This is a genomic window from Rhodococcus sp. NPDC057135, from assembly GCF_042670865.1.
Classification (GTDB): Bacteria; Actinomycetota; Actinomycetes; order Mycobacteriales; family Mycobacteriaceae; genus Rhodococcus_F.
In genome coordinates this window covers 90,526-109,565 of sequence record NZ_JBHUUU010000019.1, presented here as the reverse complement: position 1 = coordinate 109,565, position 19,040 = coordinate 90,526, and the positions used below count along the sequence as shown (strand labels likewise).

The 19,040-nt window shown below is 63.6% G+C and carries 15 protein-coding genes; 4 read left to right on the top strand and 11 right to left on the bottom strand.

The features are described from left to right. Positions 1-17: 17 nt before the first annotated feature. Positions 18-611, bottom strand: a complete 594-nt coding sequence (locus tag ACFT1A_RS27860) for a TetR/AcrR family transcriptional regulator (protein ID WP_378449635.1) — start codon at positions 609-611, stop codon at positions 18-20. A 55-nt stretch (positions 612-666) separates the two neighbouring features. On the opposite strand from ACFT1A_RS27860, the gene ACFT1A_RS27855 reads away from it, so the two are divergent. Further along, the gene (locus ACFT1A_RS27855) at positions 667-1,086 is read left to right on the top strand and encodes a PaaI family thioesterase (RefSeq protein WP_378449634.1); all 420 of its coding nucleotides are present in this window, start codon (positions 667-669) and stop codon (positions 1,084-1,086) included. An 18-nt stretch (positions 1,087-1,104) separates the two neighbouring features. Here ACFT1A_RS27855 and ACFT1A_RS27850 read toward each other — a convergent pair whose 3' ends face one another. The 5 genes from ACFT1A_RS27850 to ACFT1A_RS27830 all read right to left on the bottom strand — a co-directional run bounded on the left by ACFT1A_RS27850 (position 1,105) and on the right by ACFT1A_RS27830 (position 9,161). Further along, positions 1,105-2,034: an NADP-dependent oxidoreductase gene (locus tag ACFT1A_RS27850; RefSeq protein WP_378449633.1), complete on the bottom strand. Its 930-nt coding sequence runs from the start codon at positions 2,032-2,034 to the stop codon at positions 1,105-1,107. A 66-nt stretch (positions 2,035-2,100) separates the two neighbouring features. Beyond that, positions 2,101-2,913, bottom strand: a complete 813-nt coding sequence (locus ACFT1A_RS27845; protein WP_378449632.1) for a mycofactocin-coupled SDR family oxidoreductase — start codon at positions 2,911-2,913, stop codon at positions 2,101-2,103. A 94-nt stretch (positions 2,914-3,007) separates the two neighbouring features. Further along, entirely contained in the window at positions 3,008-5,401 is a 2,394-nt protein-coding gene (gene treY, locus ACFT1A_RS27840; protein ID WP_378449631.1) for a malto-oligosyltrehalose synthase, read from the bottom strand. A 13-nt stretch (positions 5,402-5,414) separates the two neighbouring features. Next, a complete protein-coding gene (glgX, locus tag ACFT1A_RS27835) occupies positions 5,415-7,811 on the bottom strand; it encodes a glycogen debranching protein GlgX (protein ID WP_378449630.1) in 2,397 nt (798 codons plus the stop codon). A 57-nt stretch (positions 7,812-7,868) separates the two neighbouring features. Further along, positions 7,869-9,161 carry an adenosylmethionine--8-amino-7-oxononanoate transaminase gene (locus tag ACFT1A_RS27830; protein WP_378449629.1) on the bottom strand — a complete coding sequence of 431 codons (1,293 nt, stop codon included), beginning with the start codon at positions 9,159-9,161 and terminating at the stop codon, positions 7,869-7,871. Between the two features lie 38 nt (positions 9,162-9,199). On the opposite strand from ACFT1A_RS27830, the gene ACFT1A_RS27825 reads away from it, so the two are divergent. The 3 genes from ACFT1A_RS27825 (at position 9,200) to ACFT1A_RS27815 (ending at position 12,625) form a co-directional block, all read left to right on the top strand. Next, positions 9,200-10,345, top strand: coding sequence for an 8-amino-7-oxononanoate synthase (locus ACFT1A_RS27825; protein WP_378449628.1), 1,146 nt, complete (start codon positions 9,200-9,202; stop codon positions 10,343-10,345). Beyond that, complete coding sequence (gene bioD, locus ACFT1A_RS27820) at positions 10,342-11,025, top strand: dethiobiotin synthase (protein ID WP_378449627.1); 684 nt, start codon at positions 10,342-10,344, stop codon at positions 11,023-11,025. Before ACFT1A_RS27825 ends, bioD begins: the two co-directional genes overlap by 4 nt. Before the next feature lie 184 nt (positions 11,026-11,209). After that, positions 11,210-12,625, top strand: coding sequence for a diguanylate cyclase (locus ACFT1A_RS27815; protein WP_378449626.1), 1,416 nt, complete (start codon positions 11,210-11,212; stop codon positions 12,623-12,625). A gap of 55 nt (positions 12,626-12,680) precedes the next feature. Here the strand turns inward: ACFT1A_RS27815 and ACFT1A_RS27810 are convergent, their stop codons facing one another. From ACFT1A_RS27810 to ACFT1A_RS27790, 5 genes are all read right to left on the bottom strand, one after another. Beyond that, positions 12,681-14,063, bottom strand: a complete 1,383-nt coding sequence (locus ACFT1A_RS27810) for a tripartite tricarboxylate transporter permease (RefSeq protein WP_317826397.1) — start codon at positions 14,061-14,063, stop codon at positions 12,681-12,683. Next, the gene (locus ACFT1A_RS27805) at positions 14,060-14,581 is read right to left on the bottom strand and encodes a hypothetical protein (protein WP_378449625.1); all 522 of its coding nucleotides are present in this window, start codon (positions 14,579-14,581) and stop codon (positions 14,060-14,062) included. Before ACFT1A_RS27805 ends, ACFT1A_RS27810 begins: the two co-directional genes overlap by 4 nt. 79 nt (positions 14,582-14,660) lie before the next feature. Next, a complete protein-coding gene (locus ACFT1A_RS27800; protein WP_378449624.1) occupies positions 14,661-15,626 on the bottom strand; it encodes a hydroxymethylglutaryl-CoA lyase in 966 nt (321 codons plus the stop codon). A 5-nt stretch (positions 15,627-15,631) separates the two neighbouring features. After that, complete coding sequence (locus ACFT1A_RS27795) at positions 15,632-16,954, bottom strand: hydroxymethylglutaryl-CoA reductase, degradative (protein ID WP_378449623.1); 1,323 nt, start codon at positions 16,952-16,954, stop codon at positions 15,632-15,634. A gap of 106 nt (positions 16,955-17,060) precedes the next feature. Continuing rightward, positions 17,061-19,034, bottom strand: a complete 1,974-nt coding sequence (locus tag ACFT1A_RS27790) for a helix-turn-helix domain-containing protein (protein ID WP_378449622.1) — start codon at positions 19,032-19,034, stop codon at positions 17,061-17,063. Positions 19,035-19,040: the final 6 nt, after the last annotated feature.

Below are 19,040 nucleotides of genomic sequence, written 5' to 3'. Positions count from 1 at the left end.
CCGAGAGTGCCGTTCGCTCAGCGGGAGTTCGCCGCCGCGATCGCGCCATCGAACAGGTCGGCGACTTCGCCGAGGGAATCGAGAATCGGCTGACCTGATTGTTCGACGCGAGCCCGAACCAGCGAACCCTCGAGCGCCGACACCGCCAGGACGGCAAGGCGCTCCGCTCGGGTGCGCGCGACACCGGACCCGATCAGTGAGTCGCGCAGTAGCGATGACCACTGTCGGTAGACCGCCTGCCCGGCGGTGGTGACGCTCTCCGAATCGGGGGCGAGCTCCAGGAGCACCGTCGTGATCGGTGAGCCTTCGTGGAATTCGGATTCGCTCACCCATCCGACCAGTAACCGCGCGTACTCGCGTAGAAGCGACCCGGCGTCCGGTTGACTGTCGGCGAGTTCTGTCAGAGTGTCTGCGACCAACTTCCCGCCGACGCGAACGACCTCCGCGCCGATCTGCTCTTTTCCGCCGGGAAAGTAGTGGTAGAGCGAACCTTTCGGGGCTCCACTCGACTTGAGGATCTCGTTGAGTCCTGTTGCCGCATACCCCTGGCGGCGAAAAAGATCGGCCGCTGCTCGGACCAGCGCTTCGCGGTGTTTCGGGGGAGTTGCCACGAGTTGGAGCTTAAACACCCCGGCGATCCACCACAATCTATGTAGACTGGTCTACATGGGAAATTCTGAAATACTCGAACAGTTGCGCGCGGTCAACGCCTCGGCGGCCTTCAACCGTTGGGCCGGATTCGAAGTCACGGAGGCAGAACCGGGTCGCGTCTGTCTGCGCCTCGAATGGCGTGAGGATCTGGGCCAGTACTCGGGACACCTGCACGCTGCGCTCGTGGCGGGACTCGTCGACACCGCGTGCGGATTTGCTGCTTTCACCCAGGTAGGTGTCGTGGCGGCGTCCAACTGCGCGGTCAATTTCGTGAGTCCGGGCGTCGGAACCGCATTTGTCGCCACGGCGCGCTCGGTCAAGGCCGGGCGCAAGCAGGTGTTCGTCACTGCCGAGGTACATGCCGAACGCGAAGGCGAATCGGTGCTCGTCGCGTTCGGCACCACCCTGTTGGTTCCACTCGCCCCTAAGGCCTAGGCAAGACAGAGCTGAAGGTCACGGAACGAGGATGAATTTTCCGGCGGGGTGCGAACTCTGCAACTCGGTGTGAGCGAGTGCCACGTCCGCGAGCGGGAAGGTCTTGGCGATCTTCACGATGAGGTGCCCGGAACCGGCTTGTTCGACAAGTTCGGATCGTGCCTTCAACCGAGCTTCGGCGCTCGCCGGATTACCGCCGCCGACGGAAGCGAAGCCGTCGGTCTGAGCTCGCCCGAACGCGACAATTGTGACGATGCGACTCCTGTCGGTCACCAAAGCCAGAGATGCATCGACGGCTTCGTCCGTTCCTGCGGTGTCGAACGCCGCATCGACGCCATTCGGTGCGAGTTCACGAACACGCGCTCCGAGTCCTTCGCCGTAAAGCACCGGCGTCGCGCCGAGTGAACGCACGTAGTCCTGATTGGAGGCTCCCGCGGTGCCGATCACGGTGGCTCCACGAGCCACTGCCAACTGGACGGCAATCGCGCCCACACCGCCGGACGCGCCGTGGATGAGGACGGTGTCCCCGGAGCCGACTCGAATGGTGTCGAGGGCGTCGACCGCAGTTCCGCCGACAAGAAGGAGGCCGGCCGCCTGTTCCCAGCTGATGCCGGCGGGCTTCGCGGTGACCGAGGAGACCGGCACGACTACCTGTTCGGCGTAAAGACCGTTGCCAGGGCTGACGATCACCTCGTCGCCGACGGCCACGTCGGTGACGACGTCACCGACGGCCGAGACGACACCCGCAGCCTCGCCGCCGAGGCGGATCGGAAGTTTCTCGGGGTCGGTGCCGAACGCGCCGCTGTAGAGCTTGAAGTCGAAGGGGTTCACGCCGATCGCTTTGACATCGACCAGGACTTCTCCTGATCCAGGCGACGGTAGATCCACGTCAACGAGCTTCAGGACCTCGGGCGTTCCGTATGTCTGCGCTACAACAGTTTTGGTCATGTGTCGCGCAACCGTCCTCGGGGAAGCGATATTCCCCGAGGACGGGAAAAACTCGAGAAGATTCGATCAGCGGATCAGCGTTCCCAGATCCAGTGGCATCGCGATCCCCGTGATGTGGTGGGCTTCGTCGGAACCGAGGAACGCTACGGCGGCGGCAATGTCCTCGGGCTGGCTGACGGGATCGGGCAAGGTTTGCATGAAGATCGGGCCGAGCGTGTGAGCGTGTGCGTCGATGAGTGGCCTCATGTCGGTCATCTGCATACCGGTTTCCACGCCGTGCGGATGAATCGTGTTGACCCGAATGTTGTACTGCCCCAACTCCGAGGCCATCGTCTTCGCCAGGCCGGTGATGCCGTGTTTGCTCGCGACGTAGTGGCCGAGGAAGGGGAGCCCGCGCAGGCCCGCCACGGAGCTGGTGAAGATGATCGAGCCGCCGGTGCCCTGTTCGATCAGGTGCGGGATTGCTGCCTTTGCGGTGTGGAAGACGCCGGTCAGGTTGACGTCGAGCGTTTCCTGCCACTGCTCGGGCGTGATTTCCCACGACATGTTGGCCGAACAGATGCCGGCGTTCGCGACGACGACGTCGAGGCGCCCCAATTCGTTGATGCCGGCCTCGAGCGCCGCCGACAGCGCAGCGAAGTCGCGGACGTCTGTTTTGGTGGCGACAATTCGACGGTCCAGTGCCTTGACCAGTTCGACCGTTTCGGCAAGGTCGTCTTCGGTGGCGCCGGCATACGAGGTGGATTCGAACTGAACACACGCATCGACGGCGATGATGTCTGCGCCCTCTTCTGCCAGGCGGACCGCTTCAGCGCGCCCCTGACCGCGGGCTGCCCCGGTGATGAAGGCGACTTTCCCGGTGAATCGACTGGCAGTCATGCTCAAACCTCCGAATAGTGGTGACAATCTGCTCTTCGGAAGTTAGCGCGACGAAGTTCTTTTCGGGCGGGAATGTCCAGTCAGCGGAAATCGCTCAGCGCGCTCCGGTCAACAGCGCACAGGGCCCGGCGGCGAAAATTTCCCGCGCATCCGCGGACGTGACGGGCCGTCCGCTCAAAGCATCGACCCAGTCGCCATCTGGCAGGTCGACTCGCGTATCTCGCCAACCATGCGCCGAGAGTCCGAGTGAATGCCGCGTCGCCAGAGCAACGATTCTGGCCGATTCGCCGACGGGGCCGCGCGAGAACCCGACCAGATGACCGGACGCGGAACCCGAAGCGAATATCGGCCGGTACTCACCGCGGTCGAACCACGAGGGATTCTCGCGCCGCAGAGTCAGTGCCGTGCGAACGAGGTGCAACTTCGCAGCTCCCGTCGCGTCGATCGTCGCGGCGTCGGCTTCGAGGAGTGATCGCCTCGCTCCGTAGTCGACAAGGCGCCGGTTGTCCGGATCGACCAACGAGTCCTCCCACAGCTCAGTGCCCTGATAGACGTCGGGAACGCCCGGCCCGAGGAGTTGGAGCAGCTTTTGGCCCAGAGAGTCCGACCAGCCGTGACGAGCGATCCGGCCGACGAACTCGCTGACCGAATCGCCGACCGGACCGTCGATCACCTCGTCGATCCACCTGTGCACGTCCGATTCGAAGCCGGCGTCCGGATCGTTCCAGGAAGTCTTCGCGCCGGATTCGCGGACAGCCTTCTCCGCATAGGCGTGTATACGCTCGCGCAGCTCGGGAACCGAGGCCGCGGAACGACCGTCGGTCGGCCACACGCCGATGATGTTCTGCCACAAGAACAATCCGGTCAGTGGATCAGGGCTGGGGCAGACGTCTTCCCAGTCGCGAATCAGCCGGGACCACAGGGTCGGCACCTGGGACAGAACACCGATTCGCGCTCGCACGTCCTCGCCGCGTTTGGTGTCGTGAGTGGAAAGACTCGTCATCGCACGCGGCCACTGCTTCGCTCGGTCTGCGTTGTGGAGATGGAATTCGGCGACGGAGACAGCAATCGATGCCGGGTTGCCGCCGACTTCCTGACGCGAGACCAGGCGCGCCGTTCGATAGAAGAGTCGATCTTCCACGGACTTGGCCATGACAGCGCCGCACACCTGCTGGAAACGAACCGCTGCTTCACCGCCGTTCACCAGCGCTTGCGCCAATACGTTGAACGCTGCTTCATGCCCAGGGGCCAACTCGTGCATGTCGCCGACGATACGAGCGGCCAAACCGGCAAGGGGACTGTAGTCGGATCGATACACCGGCATCCGGGCGATCGCGACGACAACTGCGTCGTTCAGTTCGGTCTCACTGCAACGACTTCCGGTTTCGCGCTGGATTGCGCGTACGAGCCTGCGAACCTCGGGTGCCAGGTCACCGCGCCCGGTGTCGCGTTTGAACTGACGTTCGGTGTGATGCAACCATGCGCCGTCCCCGTCGTCGCCGGTCAAATCTGCAGAGAGTTCGGTCAATTCGAGTTCGGCGGCGGGATCGACGAAGATGCCGCCCAGTTGATTGAGGGCGTCGTATCCGGTGGTGCCGTCGATCGGGAGCAGCGGATCGAGTGGTTCCGTGTGGCCGAGGATCTTCTCGATCACAAGCCACTGCTCTGGTCCGAGCAGTGTCCGCAGACGCCCCAGATACTCTGCCGGATCGGCGAGTCCGTCCGGGTGATCGATGCGAACTCCGTCGATCAGTCCTTCGTCGACCCACGACTTCAGTTCCCGATGGCAGAGTTCGAAGACTCGGGGATCCTCCTGGCGCAGGGCAGCGAGTTCGTTGACGGCAAAGAACCGTCGGTAGTTGATGATTCCGGCGTTCCACGGGACGAGTCGGTACGACTGCCTGGCGTGGACCTCCTGTGGGGATCCGAATTCGGTACCGGCCGCGACAGGGAAGCGGTGCTCGTAGAACGCGAGAAGTGTTTCCTCGCCATCTTTTTCGACAGTCAGGGCTTCGAGATCGTCCTGGCTGCCCAGTACCGGGAGCGAAAGTTTTCCGTCGGCGCCGTCCGCGCCGTCCGCGCCGTTGGCTCCGTTGGCTCCGTTGTCCTCGGCCCAGTCGATGTCGAAGAAATCCGCGTACTCCGACCCCCGTCCATGCGTGAGAACGTCCCACCACCAGGCATTTTCGCGTGGCTTGGCAACCCCGACATGGTTGGGGACGAGATCGACGATCAGGCCCATTCCGTGTGCCCGGGCCGCGTGCGACAACTCCACCAAGTCCTCGCGGCCGCCGAGTCCAGCGGACACGGTTGTCGGATCGGTGACGTCGTAGCCGTGCGTCGACCCGGACGTTGCCGTGAGGATGGGGGAGAGATAAAGATGTGAGACCCCCAACGCGTCGAAGTAGTCCACCAGTGCGGCCGCATCACGAAGGGTGAACGCGTCCGGGCGCAACTGCAGTCGGTAGGTGCTGGTTATCGGGGCCATGTGCACGTCTCCCTCAGGCGGTTCTGCGAAGTACCGTCAATGCTCGCGCTTTTACATCCAACGTTGTGCCGGCTTTGATCACGGTGTCGCTCTCACCGGTCGGGACCGACGTGTCGAGCACGACGGTCCACTCCGACGCGTAGTCCGCGTTGGGGGTGGAGAATTCGAGATCCTCGTAGTGGGCGTTGAAACAGAGGAGGAACGAATCTCCGGTGACGCGCTCGCCGCGGTAGTTCGGTTCCGGGATCGCGTCGCCGTTGAGAAAGACAGCCAACGACTTGCCGAAACCGCTGTCCCAGTCGGCCGGAGTCATTTCCTCGCCTGACGGCGTGAGCCAGGCTATGTCGCGACTCTGATCGCCACTTCGAATGGGTCGGCCCTCGAAGAATCGACGACGCCGGAAGACCGGGTTCTTGGCGCGCAAGGCAATTGCGCGCTTGGTGAACTCGACGAGGTCCGCGTTGGTTTCCGCGAGAGTCCAATCCATCCAGGAAAGTTCCGAATCCTGGCAGTAGACGTTGTTGTTGCCCTGCTGAGTTCGACCCATCTCGTCACCGTGAGCCAGCATCGGGGTGCCTTGACTGAGCATCAGCGTTGCGAGAATGTTCCGGCTCTGGCGTCCACGCAGTTCGAGAATCTCCGGGTCGTCCGTGGGGCCTTCGACGCCGCAGTTCCAGGATCGGTTGTGTGACTCGCCGTCGTTGTTGTTCTCGCCGTTGGCTTCGTTGTGCTTCTCGTTGTACGAGACGAGATCGTGCAGGGTGAAACCGTCGTGGGCGATGACAAAATTGATGCTCGCGCCGGGGCGTCGTCCGGTTGCCTCGTAGAGATCAGAGGAACCAGTGAGGCGGGAAGCGAACTCGCCCAGGGTCGCCGGCTCACCGCGCCAGTAGTCGCGGACGGTATCGCGGTACTTGCCGTTCCACTCGGTCCACAGGCCGGGGAAGTTGCCGACCTGGTAACCGCCTTCGCCGACGTCCCACGGCTCGGCGATCAGCTTCACCTGACTGACGATCGGATCCTGTTGCACCAGATCGAAGAAGGCGGAGAGCCGGTCCACGTCGTGCAGTTCACGGGCGAGTGTGGAGGCGAGGTCGAAGCGGAAACCGTCGACATGCATTTCCGTGACCCAGTACCGCAGCGAGTCCATGATCAGCTGCAGGGTGTGCGGATGACGGGCGTTGAGGCTGTTGCCCGTTCCGGTGTAGTCCATGTAGTGCGCTTCGTCGCCGTCGACCAGGCGGTAGTAGGCGGCATTGTCGATTCCGCGGAAGCTGATGGTCGGTCCCATGTGGTTGCCCTCGGCGGTGTGGTTGTAGACCACGTCGAGGATCACTTCGATACCCGCCTGGTGGAAGCTGCGCACCATGGCCTTGAATTCCGCTACGGCCGCATCGGGTTTTGCTGCCGAGGAGTAGTCGGTGTGCGGAGCGAGGAAGCCGAAGGTGTTGTAACCCCAGTAGTTTCGCAGCCCCTGGTCGAGCAGCACCTGGTCGTGCATGAACTGGTGGACCGGCATCAGTTCGATCGCCGTGACACCCAGATTGGTGAGGTGCTCGATGATCACCGGATGCGCGAGTCCGGCGTAGGTGCCGCGCAACTCCTCCGGAACTCCGGGGTGCGTTGCGGTCATGCCCTTGACGTGCGCTTCGTAGATGACCGTCTCGTGGTACGGACGCTTCGGTGAGCGGTCGGATGCCCAGTCGAAGAACGGATTGATGACGACGGTCGACATCGTGTGACCGAGCGAATCATGTTGGGGGAAAGGGATGGTGGCGGGTTCGTCGACCAGCGGTTCCGGGTCGAAGGGTTCGGGGTCGGAGCCCAGGACCTCGTCCGACTCTTGATCGCCGGTGGAGTCCTCGTCTTCGTCCTCGAGGTCCACCTCGGTCGATGTAGCTTCAGTCGACACGCCTTCAGTCGGTTCAGCTTCGGCCGATTCGGCTTCCGAACTCGTCCCGTCGGTCGCTTCTTCCGACTCCACTGCAGGAGTGTCGTCGTCAGCCGAAGTATCGGGATCACCCGCCGACTCGACGTCGTAGGAGAACAGCGAACGATCTCCGTCGAAATCTCCGTCGAACGCTTTTCCGTACGGGTCCAGCAGGAGCTTGCTCGGATCGCATCGCAGACCTGCCGCCGGATCGTACGGCCCGTGCACGCGGTAGCCGTATCGCTGACCGGGGGATACCGACGGAAGGTACGCATGCCAGACGTAACCGTCGACCTCGTCCATCCTGATGCGGGTTTCGGTTCCGTCCTTGGCAATCAGGCACAGTTCGACAGCTTCGGCGACCTCGGAGAAGAGCGAGAAATTGGTTCCCGCGCCGTCGTAGGTTGCACCGAGTGGGTACGCACTGCCAGGCCATACCGGGATGGGAGTGGCTGAGGGCGCGCTCGGCGGTTGATCCATGAATCAGACCCTATCGGGTGCAGCCGATCGAATCTCGTCGACTGTCTACGCCTCTGATCACCGTTTTGCCTGGCTGCGGGCGGTTGCAAGCATTCCGGCTGTGATCTGTTCCACCTCTGCCTCCGAACAGAGGTAGGGCGGCATCGCGTAAACGAGGTTTCGGAACGGTCGTAGCCAGACTCCGGCGTCGACGGCTGCATCGGTCGCGCTCTGCATGTCGACCGGCTGCTCGAGTTCGATCACTCCGATTCCGCCTTTGACCCGGACGTCGACAACCCCGGCGATGGTGACGGCTTCGGCGAGGCCGCGAGCGAGACCATGTTCGAGGGCGGCGACGTCACGCCGCCAGTCCATCGCGAGTAGGAGTTCGGTCGACGCCACCGCGACGGCGCACGCCAGTGGATTGCCCATGAAGGTGGGGCCGTGCATCAGCCCGCCGCCCTCACCGGCGGTGATGGTCTCCGCTATCTCCGTGGTGCACAGCGTTGCCGCCAGACTCATGTACCCGCCGGTCAGTGCTTTGCCGACGCACATGACGTCGGGACTGACGCCGGCGTGATCGGCGGCGAACAGTTCTCCGGTGCGTCCGAATCCGGTGGCGATCTCGTCGAAGACCAAGAGGACTTGGTACTTGTCGCAGAGGTTACGGAGGTCGATCAGGTACGCGGGGTCGTGGAAGCGCATTCCGCCGGCGCCTTGGACTACCGGTTCGACGATCACTGCGGCCAGCTCGTCGTGATGCTCCGCCAGCAGCGCTTCCAACTCCTGCACGTACTCGGGGAGATAGTCCGCCGGGGGTGTCTGGGCGAAGACCTGAGGGCGAAGGACGTCGGTCCAGAGAGAGTGCATGCCGCCGTCGGGATCGCAGACGCTCATGGGAGTGAATGTGTCACCGTGATATCCGCCGCGCCAGGTCATCAAACGATTTTTCGACGGCTTTCCGAGGCTCCGCCAGTACTGCAGGCACATCTTGACTGCGACTTCGACGGCCACCGAACCGGAATCGGAGAGGAACACCTTGTCGAGGTGAGGTGGTGTGATGTCGACGAGCATTCGCCCGAGGCGAGCGGCGGGTTCGTGCGTCAGTCCGCCGAACATGACATGGCTCATCTTGCCCAGTTGCCGCGCGGCGGCGGCGTCGAGTACGGGATTGCGGTAGCCGTGAATGGCGGCCCACCACGAGCTCATCCCGTCGACGAGTCGCCGGCCGTCGGAGAGCGTGAGGGTGGCCCCCTGGGCAGAGTCGACGATCAGCGGACGAGTCGACGCGGGAAACGATCCGTACGGATGCCAGAGGACATCGGCATCGATGGCGGAGACGTCATGAGGATCAAGTCCGGTTGTGAGCACGGATGCACCCTAACCATTGAGTTGAACGGTGTTCAAGTATGGTCGGAAAAGTGAACACCTCGCTGAATTGGCTCACTGCCGTCGAAGCGGACCGTAGGGCCGCTGGACTGCGCCGCGAACTCCGTCCGCGCACGGTCGACTCCCCGCTGATCGACCTGGCGTCGAACGACTACCTCGGACTCGTACGGCACCCCGACGTGATCGAGGGCGCAACGGCGGCTCTGCGCCGTTGGGGCGCAGGCGCCACGGGTTCGCGTCTGGTCACCGGCACCACCACCGAACACGAACTGCTCGAAGTCGAACTGGCCGAGTTCGTCGGGGCGGACTCCGGGCTCGTCTTCTCCTCCGGATACACCGCCAATCTCGGCGCGGTGACGGCCCTCTCGGGGCCCGGGTCGTTGATCGTCTCCGACGCAGGATCACACGCCTCGCTCGTGGATGCCTGCCGACTCTCACGCGCGCGGATAGCAGTTGCCCCGCATTCGGACGTGAACTTTCTCGCCGACACGCTGCGCACCAGATCCGAACAGCGAGCGCTGGTCGTCACCGATTCGGTCTTCAGTGCCGACGGAGATCTCGCTCCGCTGCGGGAGATGCATCAGGTGTGCCGCGAACACGGCGCGATTCTGCTGGTCGACGAGGCGCACGGTATCGGTGTGCGCGGTGCCGGTGGACGCGGACTCGTTCACGAGTCGGGCTTGGCCGGTGAACCCGACGTCGTCGTGACGGCGACGTTGTCGAAGTCGCTCGCCAGCCAGGGCGGAGTTGTGCTCGGCGACAACAAGATCCGCGCGCATCTCATCGACGCGGCAAGAACGTTCATCTTCGACACCGGTCTCGCACCGGCTGCCGTCGGCGCGGCCAGGGCTGCACTCGCCGTCCTCCAGCGCGAGCCGACGCGAGCGCTCGACGTCCTTGCCCGGGCGACCGAACTCGCCGACGTCACCGGGGCCCCATCGCCTGAATCTGCCGTCGTCTCGGTCGTTCTCGGTGATCCGCAACGGGCGTTCGATGCCGCGTCGGCGTGCCGGGACCAGGGGCTGCATGTCGGATGCTTCCGGCCACCGTCGGTACCGGAAGGGACGTCACGGCTGCGTCTGACCGCACGAGCGACGCTGTCTCCTTCCGAGATGGAGCAGATCTCACTCGTACTACGCGAAGTATTGGCAGGTGCCCGCGCATGAGCATTCTCGTGGTCACCGGAACGTCGACCGACGTGGGGAAAACTGTGGTGACGGCAGCACTGGCCTCGGTGGCCCTGCAGTCCGGAAAGTCGGTCGCTGTGCTCAAACCAGCGCAGACGGGCGTCGACGTGGACGGTGCGGGTGATCTGGCCGAGGTCGACCGTCTGACCGGTGGCGGTGTGACGCTGGTCGAGTTGGCGCGGTATCCCGAACCTTTGGCGCCCGATACTGCTGCGCGTAGAAGTGGTCTCCCGTTGTTGGCGCTCGACGACGTGGTCCGGGTCGCTTCCGACCTGGACGCCACTCACGACCTGACTCTGATCGAAGGCGCCGGCGGCTTGCTGGTCCGGTTGGGGACGGACGGATTCACCGCGCGTGATCTTGCCGCGGCTTTGTCAGCGCCGGTCTTGCTGGTGGTCGCCTCCGGCCTGGGCACGCTCAATCACACTGCTCTGACAGTGGAAGCGCTCGGGGCATCCGGCGTGGACTGCGCCGGGTTGGTGATCGGTTCGTGGCCGCAGGAACCGGACCTGGCCGAGAGGTGTAATCGCGAGGATCTGGTCTCGGTCAGCGGCGTCCCCCTTGTCGGAGCAATGCCGGCCGGTAGCGGCAGCGTGAGTGCCCGAGAGTTTGCTCAGACCGCTTGGGCCGCGCTCGGCAAGTCTCATTTGGCCAACTAGAGCCGTAACATCCGATTTGTCTGCATCGATAGCCAAGGCACAGCGGGGCGCCTGGAATTCGGCGTCCCTCGCGTACGATTCCGGTCGGTATATTTCGGCCGGCGTCTTGGGCGACCCAGAGTCCTGGGCCCGAGTCACCCGATCGTGGTTGTCGAATTGTGAGTTGGTCAGTCGAATGTAGGTGGTGAGTACGGTCGGAAGATTGTCGTCATCGGCCGTACGCCGCGCAGTGCTCATCGGTGTTGTCGTCTTCGTCTCGTGCCTGGTCGGAATTCTGAGCCGCCTACCCGGCACGCTTGCTGTCTTCTGGCCGGCCAACGCGCTGCTGCTCGGGATTCTCTTTCGGTCACCGCGTTCCGCGACACCGCTCACCTGGATCTGCGCAGTGGCAGGTTATGTCGGAGCCGACCTGATCACCGGCGGGGCGTGGGAGTCCACGGTGTGGCTCAACGCGGCCAACATCGTCGGGGTCGCGAGCGCCTTCTACGCCTTTCGCTGGGTTGACGGTGAGGATCGTCGTCTGACCAGTATTCAGTCTGTCGGATATCTCGTGTCGATGACGGTCGTCGGCGCGTCGATGGCAGCGCTCGTCGGCGGAATCGCAAACCGCGTGCTGTTCGGCGGACAGTGGTGGGACGGCTGGTTGCTCTGGTTCTCGAGTGAGTTCGTCAACTACATGACCATCGTCCCATTGGTGCTGACGTTCCCCTCGCTTCGGCGAGTTGATCGAGACCCGAAAGCCGTTGCCGCACTTGTGCGTCGATCGCTCGTTCCGACAGCGCTCCTGGCGGTCTGCATCATTTTGGAGTGGGTGATCGGCGGAGCCGGAGCGATCGCGTTCGCCATGCCCGCGCTCGTGACTGCAGCCTTGCTCACCAATGTTTTTGTCACGTCGATGCTCACAGCGGTATCAACTGCCTGGACGTTGGTGCTGACGGCCGACGGTCATCTCGGATTGTCCAGCGAAGGCCTCTCGCCCGTCAGTGCGTCGGTCCAGATCGGATTGTCGCTGCTGGCGGTAGCGCCGATCGCGGTGGCATGTGTGATCCTCGAGCGCCGCCGCGCGCTCGAAGCGCTGACGCAAGCCGTGACCCACGACGACCTCACCGGTGCGTTGCGTCGGGACGAGTTCTTCCGGCGAGGCGGCGGCGTGACGGGTGCGACCGATCCGCGTCGACGCTCCGGACGTCCGGTCAGCGTCCTGATGATGGATCTGGATCACTTCAAGCTGGTGAACGACAACCTCGGTCACCGCGCCGGCGACACCGCGTTGGTGAGTTTTGCCGACCAGGTCCGGCGGAACCTCGACGACAAGCATCTGTTCGCCCGCTTGGGCGGCGAGGAGTTCGTCGTTTTGATGACAGGTGTCGATCTGGAAGGTGCAACCGCAACGGCCGAGATGATTCGACGCGCGCAGGCGGAGAATTCGTCAGCAGTGTTGGGCGACTTCGGGCCGACCGTCAGCATCGGTGTCGCGTGTTCACCTCACGGCGACGCAGATCTGACGCAACTGGTCGACGGCGCCGACGAAGCCTTGTACGAAGCGAAGAAACTCGACCGGAATCGAACGGTCTCGCTGACGCTCGGAGAAGTCACGTAACCCGTGCGGACCCGCAGTGTTTGCAGGTCCGCACGGGCTGGTGGTGTCGAGCGATTCAGAAGAGGTTGATCAGTGCCGGAACGCTGAACAGGGCGACGTAGTAACCCATGAACAGGACACCGCCGTGAATCTTGAACAGACGCCCGAGAAGGCCACCGACCAAGCCGACGGTCACGGTGATCAGGAGGCCCAGGATGCCGCCCTCCCAGATGCTGATGACGACGACGAGTCCCGTGAACACCGCGATCACAGCTTCGTGACTGATGTGCTTGACCACCGCTGACGCTGCGCGGTACGCGTAGTTCATGGCAAACGGATATGCGATGACCGTTGCCGTGACCACTGCCAGCAGGCCGTAGAGCAGGAACTCCCACTGCGTCAGGTACGTGGAGAGATTGTTGATCACTCCGGTTTCCTGATTGGTCTCGAAAACCGGCGGAGCGTTGAAGAGAGGTGCCGCGGGACCTGCCGCGAGCGGGCTGAGCGGAAGGCCGAACGCGACGAGCGGGATGAGGGTTTCTGCGATGTAGGTGGATTCCGTAGTACCGTTTTTCGCCGAGACCATCGTGGTCAGTCGGTGATAGCCGTTCTTGATTCGCGCACCTACCAGCTCACCCATCAGAACGGTCATGGCGACGGGGCTGAAGACGAATGTTGCGCTCGATACCGTGGAAGCGGCTGCGGTGTAACCGATCTGCTTGCGATCGAGGACCTTCAGGGGATTGGGGAAGTATCCCTTCCACCCTTTGATGTCCGGGGCCAGTGCAACAGTTTTGGGTTCACTGCGCTCCATGTCCTTACGGGTCGACGGACCCAAGGTCAGTGCGAGGTCCGCGATCAGCGGCCCGACTGCGATGGCAAGGAAGTAGCTGATGTTGAGCGACACATCGTAATTCGACGTCAACGCGCGGGCGCCGAGGATCAAGATCACGAAGGGAACGAGAGCGACGACCCCGGCCCAGCGGCCCGGCGAGGCGTAGGCGATACCGATGGCGGCGACCAGGAACAGCCAGGGTGCTATCGATTGAACGGTATCGGCGAACGGCGCGAGGATGGTCGCGAACAGCACGGCAACCGGCACAGCGACGAACGCCGAGATCACTGCTCCCGAGATCGCCTTGCGGAGTGCGATGTGCGGGATGCCGAGTGAGCGCATCATCTGCGCCTCCGGCAAAAGCGGAATCGCCATCGTGTCACCGGGAATGCCCAGCAGCATCGTCGGCACCGCGTGCGTCATGTGTTTGGCGATCGCGCCGGAGAGGAAGAACGTGAACACCGCGGCCGGGGGAGCGCCGAGCAGGATCACGAGCAGCGTCAGTGGCGCGATGGTGGCGGTCTCGTCCGTGCCGGAAATCAATCCGATGAACGTGAATGCGACCGCGCCGATGATGCCGAAGAGAACGGCAATCAGAATTTCGTTGGTCAGGACCGAACTCATGCGCGCCCACCGTCCTTCGGTGCGTTCGAGGCCGGTGCGTGCTCGGCCGGTGCGTTCGAGGCCGGTGCGTGCTCTGCCTCGGCGGCGGCGAAATGGTCGTACAGACCGAGTTCGCGAAGTTCCTGTTGGCTCTGTTCCGGGATGTCGGCGAGAGTGCCCAGACCCTGGCGTTGTTCACTCATCATCGTGATGACGCCGTCGATCGACTCCGCGTCGGCGGCCGCCAACGCGACTATCCTCTTCGGCTTGATGAAGATTCCGCAGACGACGCCGGCGAGCAGGCAGGCCGCGATGCCGACCAGCAGGCTGTACGCCTGGGCCAACGACGGTTCACTGACGACCCGTTCGAACAGTGCCTGGGCCGCGAGAAGGGCCGAAGCGCCGACGACACTGCCGACCAGGACGGAGATCGCGAGGTGTCGACCGTTGACGGTGTCGCCCCAGACTTCGAGGTACGTCTGCTGCTCGGTCGGTTCGGTGGTGGTGGTCGGCGTCGTTGCCGACTGCGGTGGTGACATCAGTCTTCTCCAGTGTCATGCATGGCGAGAGGCTTGCGAGGTGGGGGACTTGCGAGATGAGGGGCTTGCGCGACGAGTGTCAGGTGCGTGCTGCGCGGAGGGCGCTGACAACTCGGGACGGACTCGGGTGTCCGATCTGTTCCGCCATCCAACTGCTTGTGTCGGTAAGGGAATCCAGGTCGATGCCGGTGTCGATCCCGAGGCCGTGGAGCATCCACACCAAGTCCTCGGTGGCGAGATTTCCGGTCGCGCCCTTGGCATACGGGCACCGTCCGAGACCGCCTGCGGAACTGTCGAATTCGGAGACACCCGCAGTCAGCGACGCGTAGACGTTCGACAGTGCCTGGCCGTAGGTATCGTGAAAGTGCATCGCGATCTGCGAAGTGGGGATGCCACGTTCGCGGATCGCACCGAGTAAGGCGAGCACATGGCCAGGCGTGCCGACGCCGATGGTGTCGCCGAGAGAGAGCGACGTGGCACCGCAGTCGATCAATGCTTTCGCGATGTCGGCGACACGCTCGACCGGCACGGCGCCTTCCCAGGGGTCGCCGAAGCACATCGAGATGTACCCGCGGACGGGAAGTCCCAGGGCTCGCGCGGCGGCAGTGACCTCGGCGGCCGCGGCGATTGCGCCGTCCACCGTAGAGTTGAGGTTGCGTCTTGCGAATTCTTCTGTGGCGCTGACGAATACGGCAACTTCGCTTGCCCCGGCGGCAACGGCCCGCTCGAGACCTTTGCGGTTCGGGACAAGGACGACCGTGCGTACCGAGTCCGGCAGGTGCAGTCGACCCATCAATTCTTCCGCGTCGGCAAGTTGCGGGATCCATCGAGGCGAGACGAAGCTCGTCAATTCGACGGTGCGGGAACCGGCCGCGACCAGGCGTTCGATGAACTGGGCCTTCGTCTCGGTCGGGATCACTGCCGTTTCGGCTTGAAGTCCGTCGCGTGGTCCGACTTCGTAGACCCGGACCGCGGTCGGTAGATCCGTCGCCGACACTCGATGAGGCGCCGGCTTCCACACTGATCCTGCAACTGTTTCGGTCATCGTGGTCAGTTTCCGCCGCGGATCTCGGCGAGAACCTTCTCGGCATGTTCGACGCGAATGCTCTTGTCCGCGATCAGGCGTGCAACCACGGCGTCGATCTCGCTCTTCTGGGCTCCGGCGGTGGCAGCGATGTTGCGGGCGTGTAGTCCCATGTGCCCGCGCTGGACACCCTCACTGGCGAGAACGCGGACAGCAGCCAGGTTCTGTGCGAGGCCAACTGCCAGAATGATGCCGGCGAGTTCTTCGGCGCTCTCGACGCCGAGCATCTTGATTGCGGCCTGCGCTACCGGGTGCACCTTGGTGGCGCCGCCGACGAGGCCGACCGGCATGGGTAGCTCGAGGGTGCCGACGATGTTGCCGTCGGCATTCTTCTCGAAATGCGAGAGTGAGGAGTAGATTCCGTCGGCGTTGACTGCATGGGAATGGCACCCGGCTTCGACTGCGCGCGTGTCGTTTCCGGTCGCCAACACCACGGCGCTGATGCCGTTCATGATGCCCTTGTTGTGTGTCGCGGCGCGGTAGGGATCCAGCTCTGCCAAGCGTGCGGCATGGATCAGGTTGTCCACTACCTTTGCGCCGCCGATCAATTCGGCGTCGAACACGGCACGAACGCGCGTCAGCCGCAGATCTGCCTTGTTGGTGAGAATGCGAAGAACGACATGCCCGCCGCCGATCTCGGCTACTCGATCCGCGATTGCCTCTGCCATCGTGTTGACTGCGTTGGCGCCCATCGCATCTCGTACATCGACGTGAAGGTGGAGGACGACGTAGGCGGCCTTGTCCGAGGACATGATGCGAACCGAAATGTCCTTCACACCACCGCCGACGCTGACCAGCTTCGGGTCCTGCTCGTTGGCGAGTGCAATGATTTCTTCACGTGCCTCGAGGAGTCGGATGCGGGCAGCTGCCGGATCCACTACGTCGACGAGTTGAATCTGGGCTTGCATGATCGGCTGGGTGCTCGAGACGTGAAAGCCCCCGAGTCCGCGTGCGATGCGAGCAGCGTTACTCGCGGCGGCGACCACCGACGGCTCCTCGGTGGCGAGGGGGATCAGGTAGTCCTTGCCGTTGATCGTGAAGTTGGTGGCCACGCCGACCGGGATGCCGATGACGCCGAGGACGTTCTCGACCATGCGATCGGCCTGATCGATGGTGAGGCCGTCGGCAGCGTCGTAGACCGCGATGTCTGCTTCGGTCAGGTCGGTCTGGCGAACGATCTCGGCGCGCCGTGCGGCGACGTCGTAGGACCGGAAATCGGCGATGCGGCTGTTGGTTGATCGGCTGTTGGTTGATCGGCTGTTGGTTGATCGGCTGTTGGTTGATGACACGGGGGGTCGTCCTCCTGAAGTGGTTCTGTGCTCCGCTTCACAGTAGGGAGGTTGATGCCTGCCAGACCACGTGCTCACAACACATCGATCGGTCGAAATTGTAGTGTCATGCACCATCGCCGCTGTCGTTGATGTCGCTTCCACCCTCTTCGGCTCCCACTTCTCGAAGTTCGTCGAGCCTCGTCGCCATGGACACGCGAAAGAAGTTCTCGTCTTCACGCCACGAGTGACCGAGGAGCGTGCGGATGCGGTCGAGTCGCTGAACGACGGTGTTCGGGTGGTAGTTGAGTGCGCGGGCAGCCTTGGTCGGGCTGCCGTCGTTGCGGACCAGAGCCCGAAGGGTCGCCATGAGATCGGTGTCCTTGTCACGGTCGTAGGCGAGTACCGGGCCGATTACTTCGTCGACGAATTGATGGAGTGATTCCGGATTCTCGCCGAACAGAACGGTGTACGGCAGGTACGACGCAGTCGTGACCGCGCCGTCGGTCTTGCCCAACGCCGACAGTAGGCGGGCGGTGCGCAGCGCAGAGGTGAAGCGCGCCGGGAGCTCTTCGGGGCGCTCCGCCGTTGCCGGCGCGATCACTACAGCGTGGGGTCCTACCGAACCGGTGATCTGGCGGTGAACGACGGTCGCCGCGGCTGCAGGGTTCCCCGAGCGCGAGACCACCGCGATCAATCCGGCGTGCTGCGACGCCAAAGCTCCGACCGGCAGACTCTGCCCGATTGCACGGAGCGTCGCGGTGCGGAGTTCCGGAGCGACCGACACCACGAGGACGGTGTCGAGTTCGCCGAGGGAGATACCGAGGTTGCGGGTCCGACGTTCGAGATCGCGCCTCCGCTCGGGCGCAGTGCTCAACAGGTCGGCGACCAGTTCGTCACGTGCGCGCCGATCCGCTGCTGCTGCCGCCGAGTGTTGCAACACGAGAATCGCTGTAACCTGAGCTGCCCGTTCCACGGTCCTGAGTTCGACGGGTCCGATCGGCGCGTCCGATCGATTCAGCAAGATCGCCCCGAGGAATGATTCTCCGGCGGTGACGGCGCTGACGAGTTGGATCACGGTCTCGCTGTTATCGGCGACAAACGTGCATCGGCCACTGCGGCGACTCTGGTCGATGGCATCGGACACGGCGCGAGGTAGCGACAACGGCACCGTCGTGATCTGCTCACCCGACGATGTCACGAGAGGGCGTAGCTCGTTGTCGACGACGACGGTGCTGCGCTCGAGTGCGCTGCTGAGAGTTCGTGCAACCTGGGCATAGCCACCGCCGCGGAGAACGGCATGGATCAGATCCTGGTGGACGATGTTCGATTTGTCCCGCGCGGACACGTGCTCGCGCAGCTCGTCGAGTGCTCGCCCGGTCTCGGCGGCGGATTCCTCGGCCCGGTCCAGCGCCCGTGCGGTTTGCAGGACTACCGAGGCGTGATCGGCGAGAGCAGAGAGCAGGGCGATCTGATCTGCGGTAAATCGTCGTTCCCGGCGGTCGGCGGCAAACAGGACGCCGAGGATCTGGCCGTCCGAGAGCATCGGCACACCGAGAATCGCCACCAGACCCTCGGCGACGATCGCGGCATCGACCACCTCGTCGTGCCGCGACTGCGTGTATTCGCTGTAGTTCTGGACCCACTGGGCCGCACGAGATTCGGCAATCGCGCTGACCAAGCCGGCGCCCGCAGGAACCTGCAGATGCTGGAGCTCCGGCGAGACCGCGCCGGCCGTCTTTCGAACATTCAGGTCGCGAGTGATCACGTCGAACTCGGACAGGTACGTGACGTCGGTACCCATGATGTCGTGTGCGCGGTTGACCAGTCTCTGCAGCAGTGTGTCGACGTCGCGAACCTGCGCAAGCTCGCGCGCACTCGAATAGAGGACCGCCAATTCGTTCTCGCGGCGGCGCAGTCGACGAAATTCCGACCGACTGGCCCGGATGCGGGCCGCGGTCGCCGTGATCTCCGTTGTGCCAAGGCCGAATTCGGAAAGTGCCTGTTCGACGTGTTCGTCTCCGACAGCGTCGGATGTCACGTCGAACAGTGCGGCAATCTGGTTGGGGTCCGAGTCGGAGTCTGAATCAGGGGCGGTCACACCGAA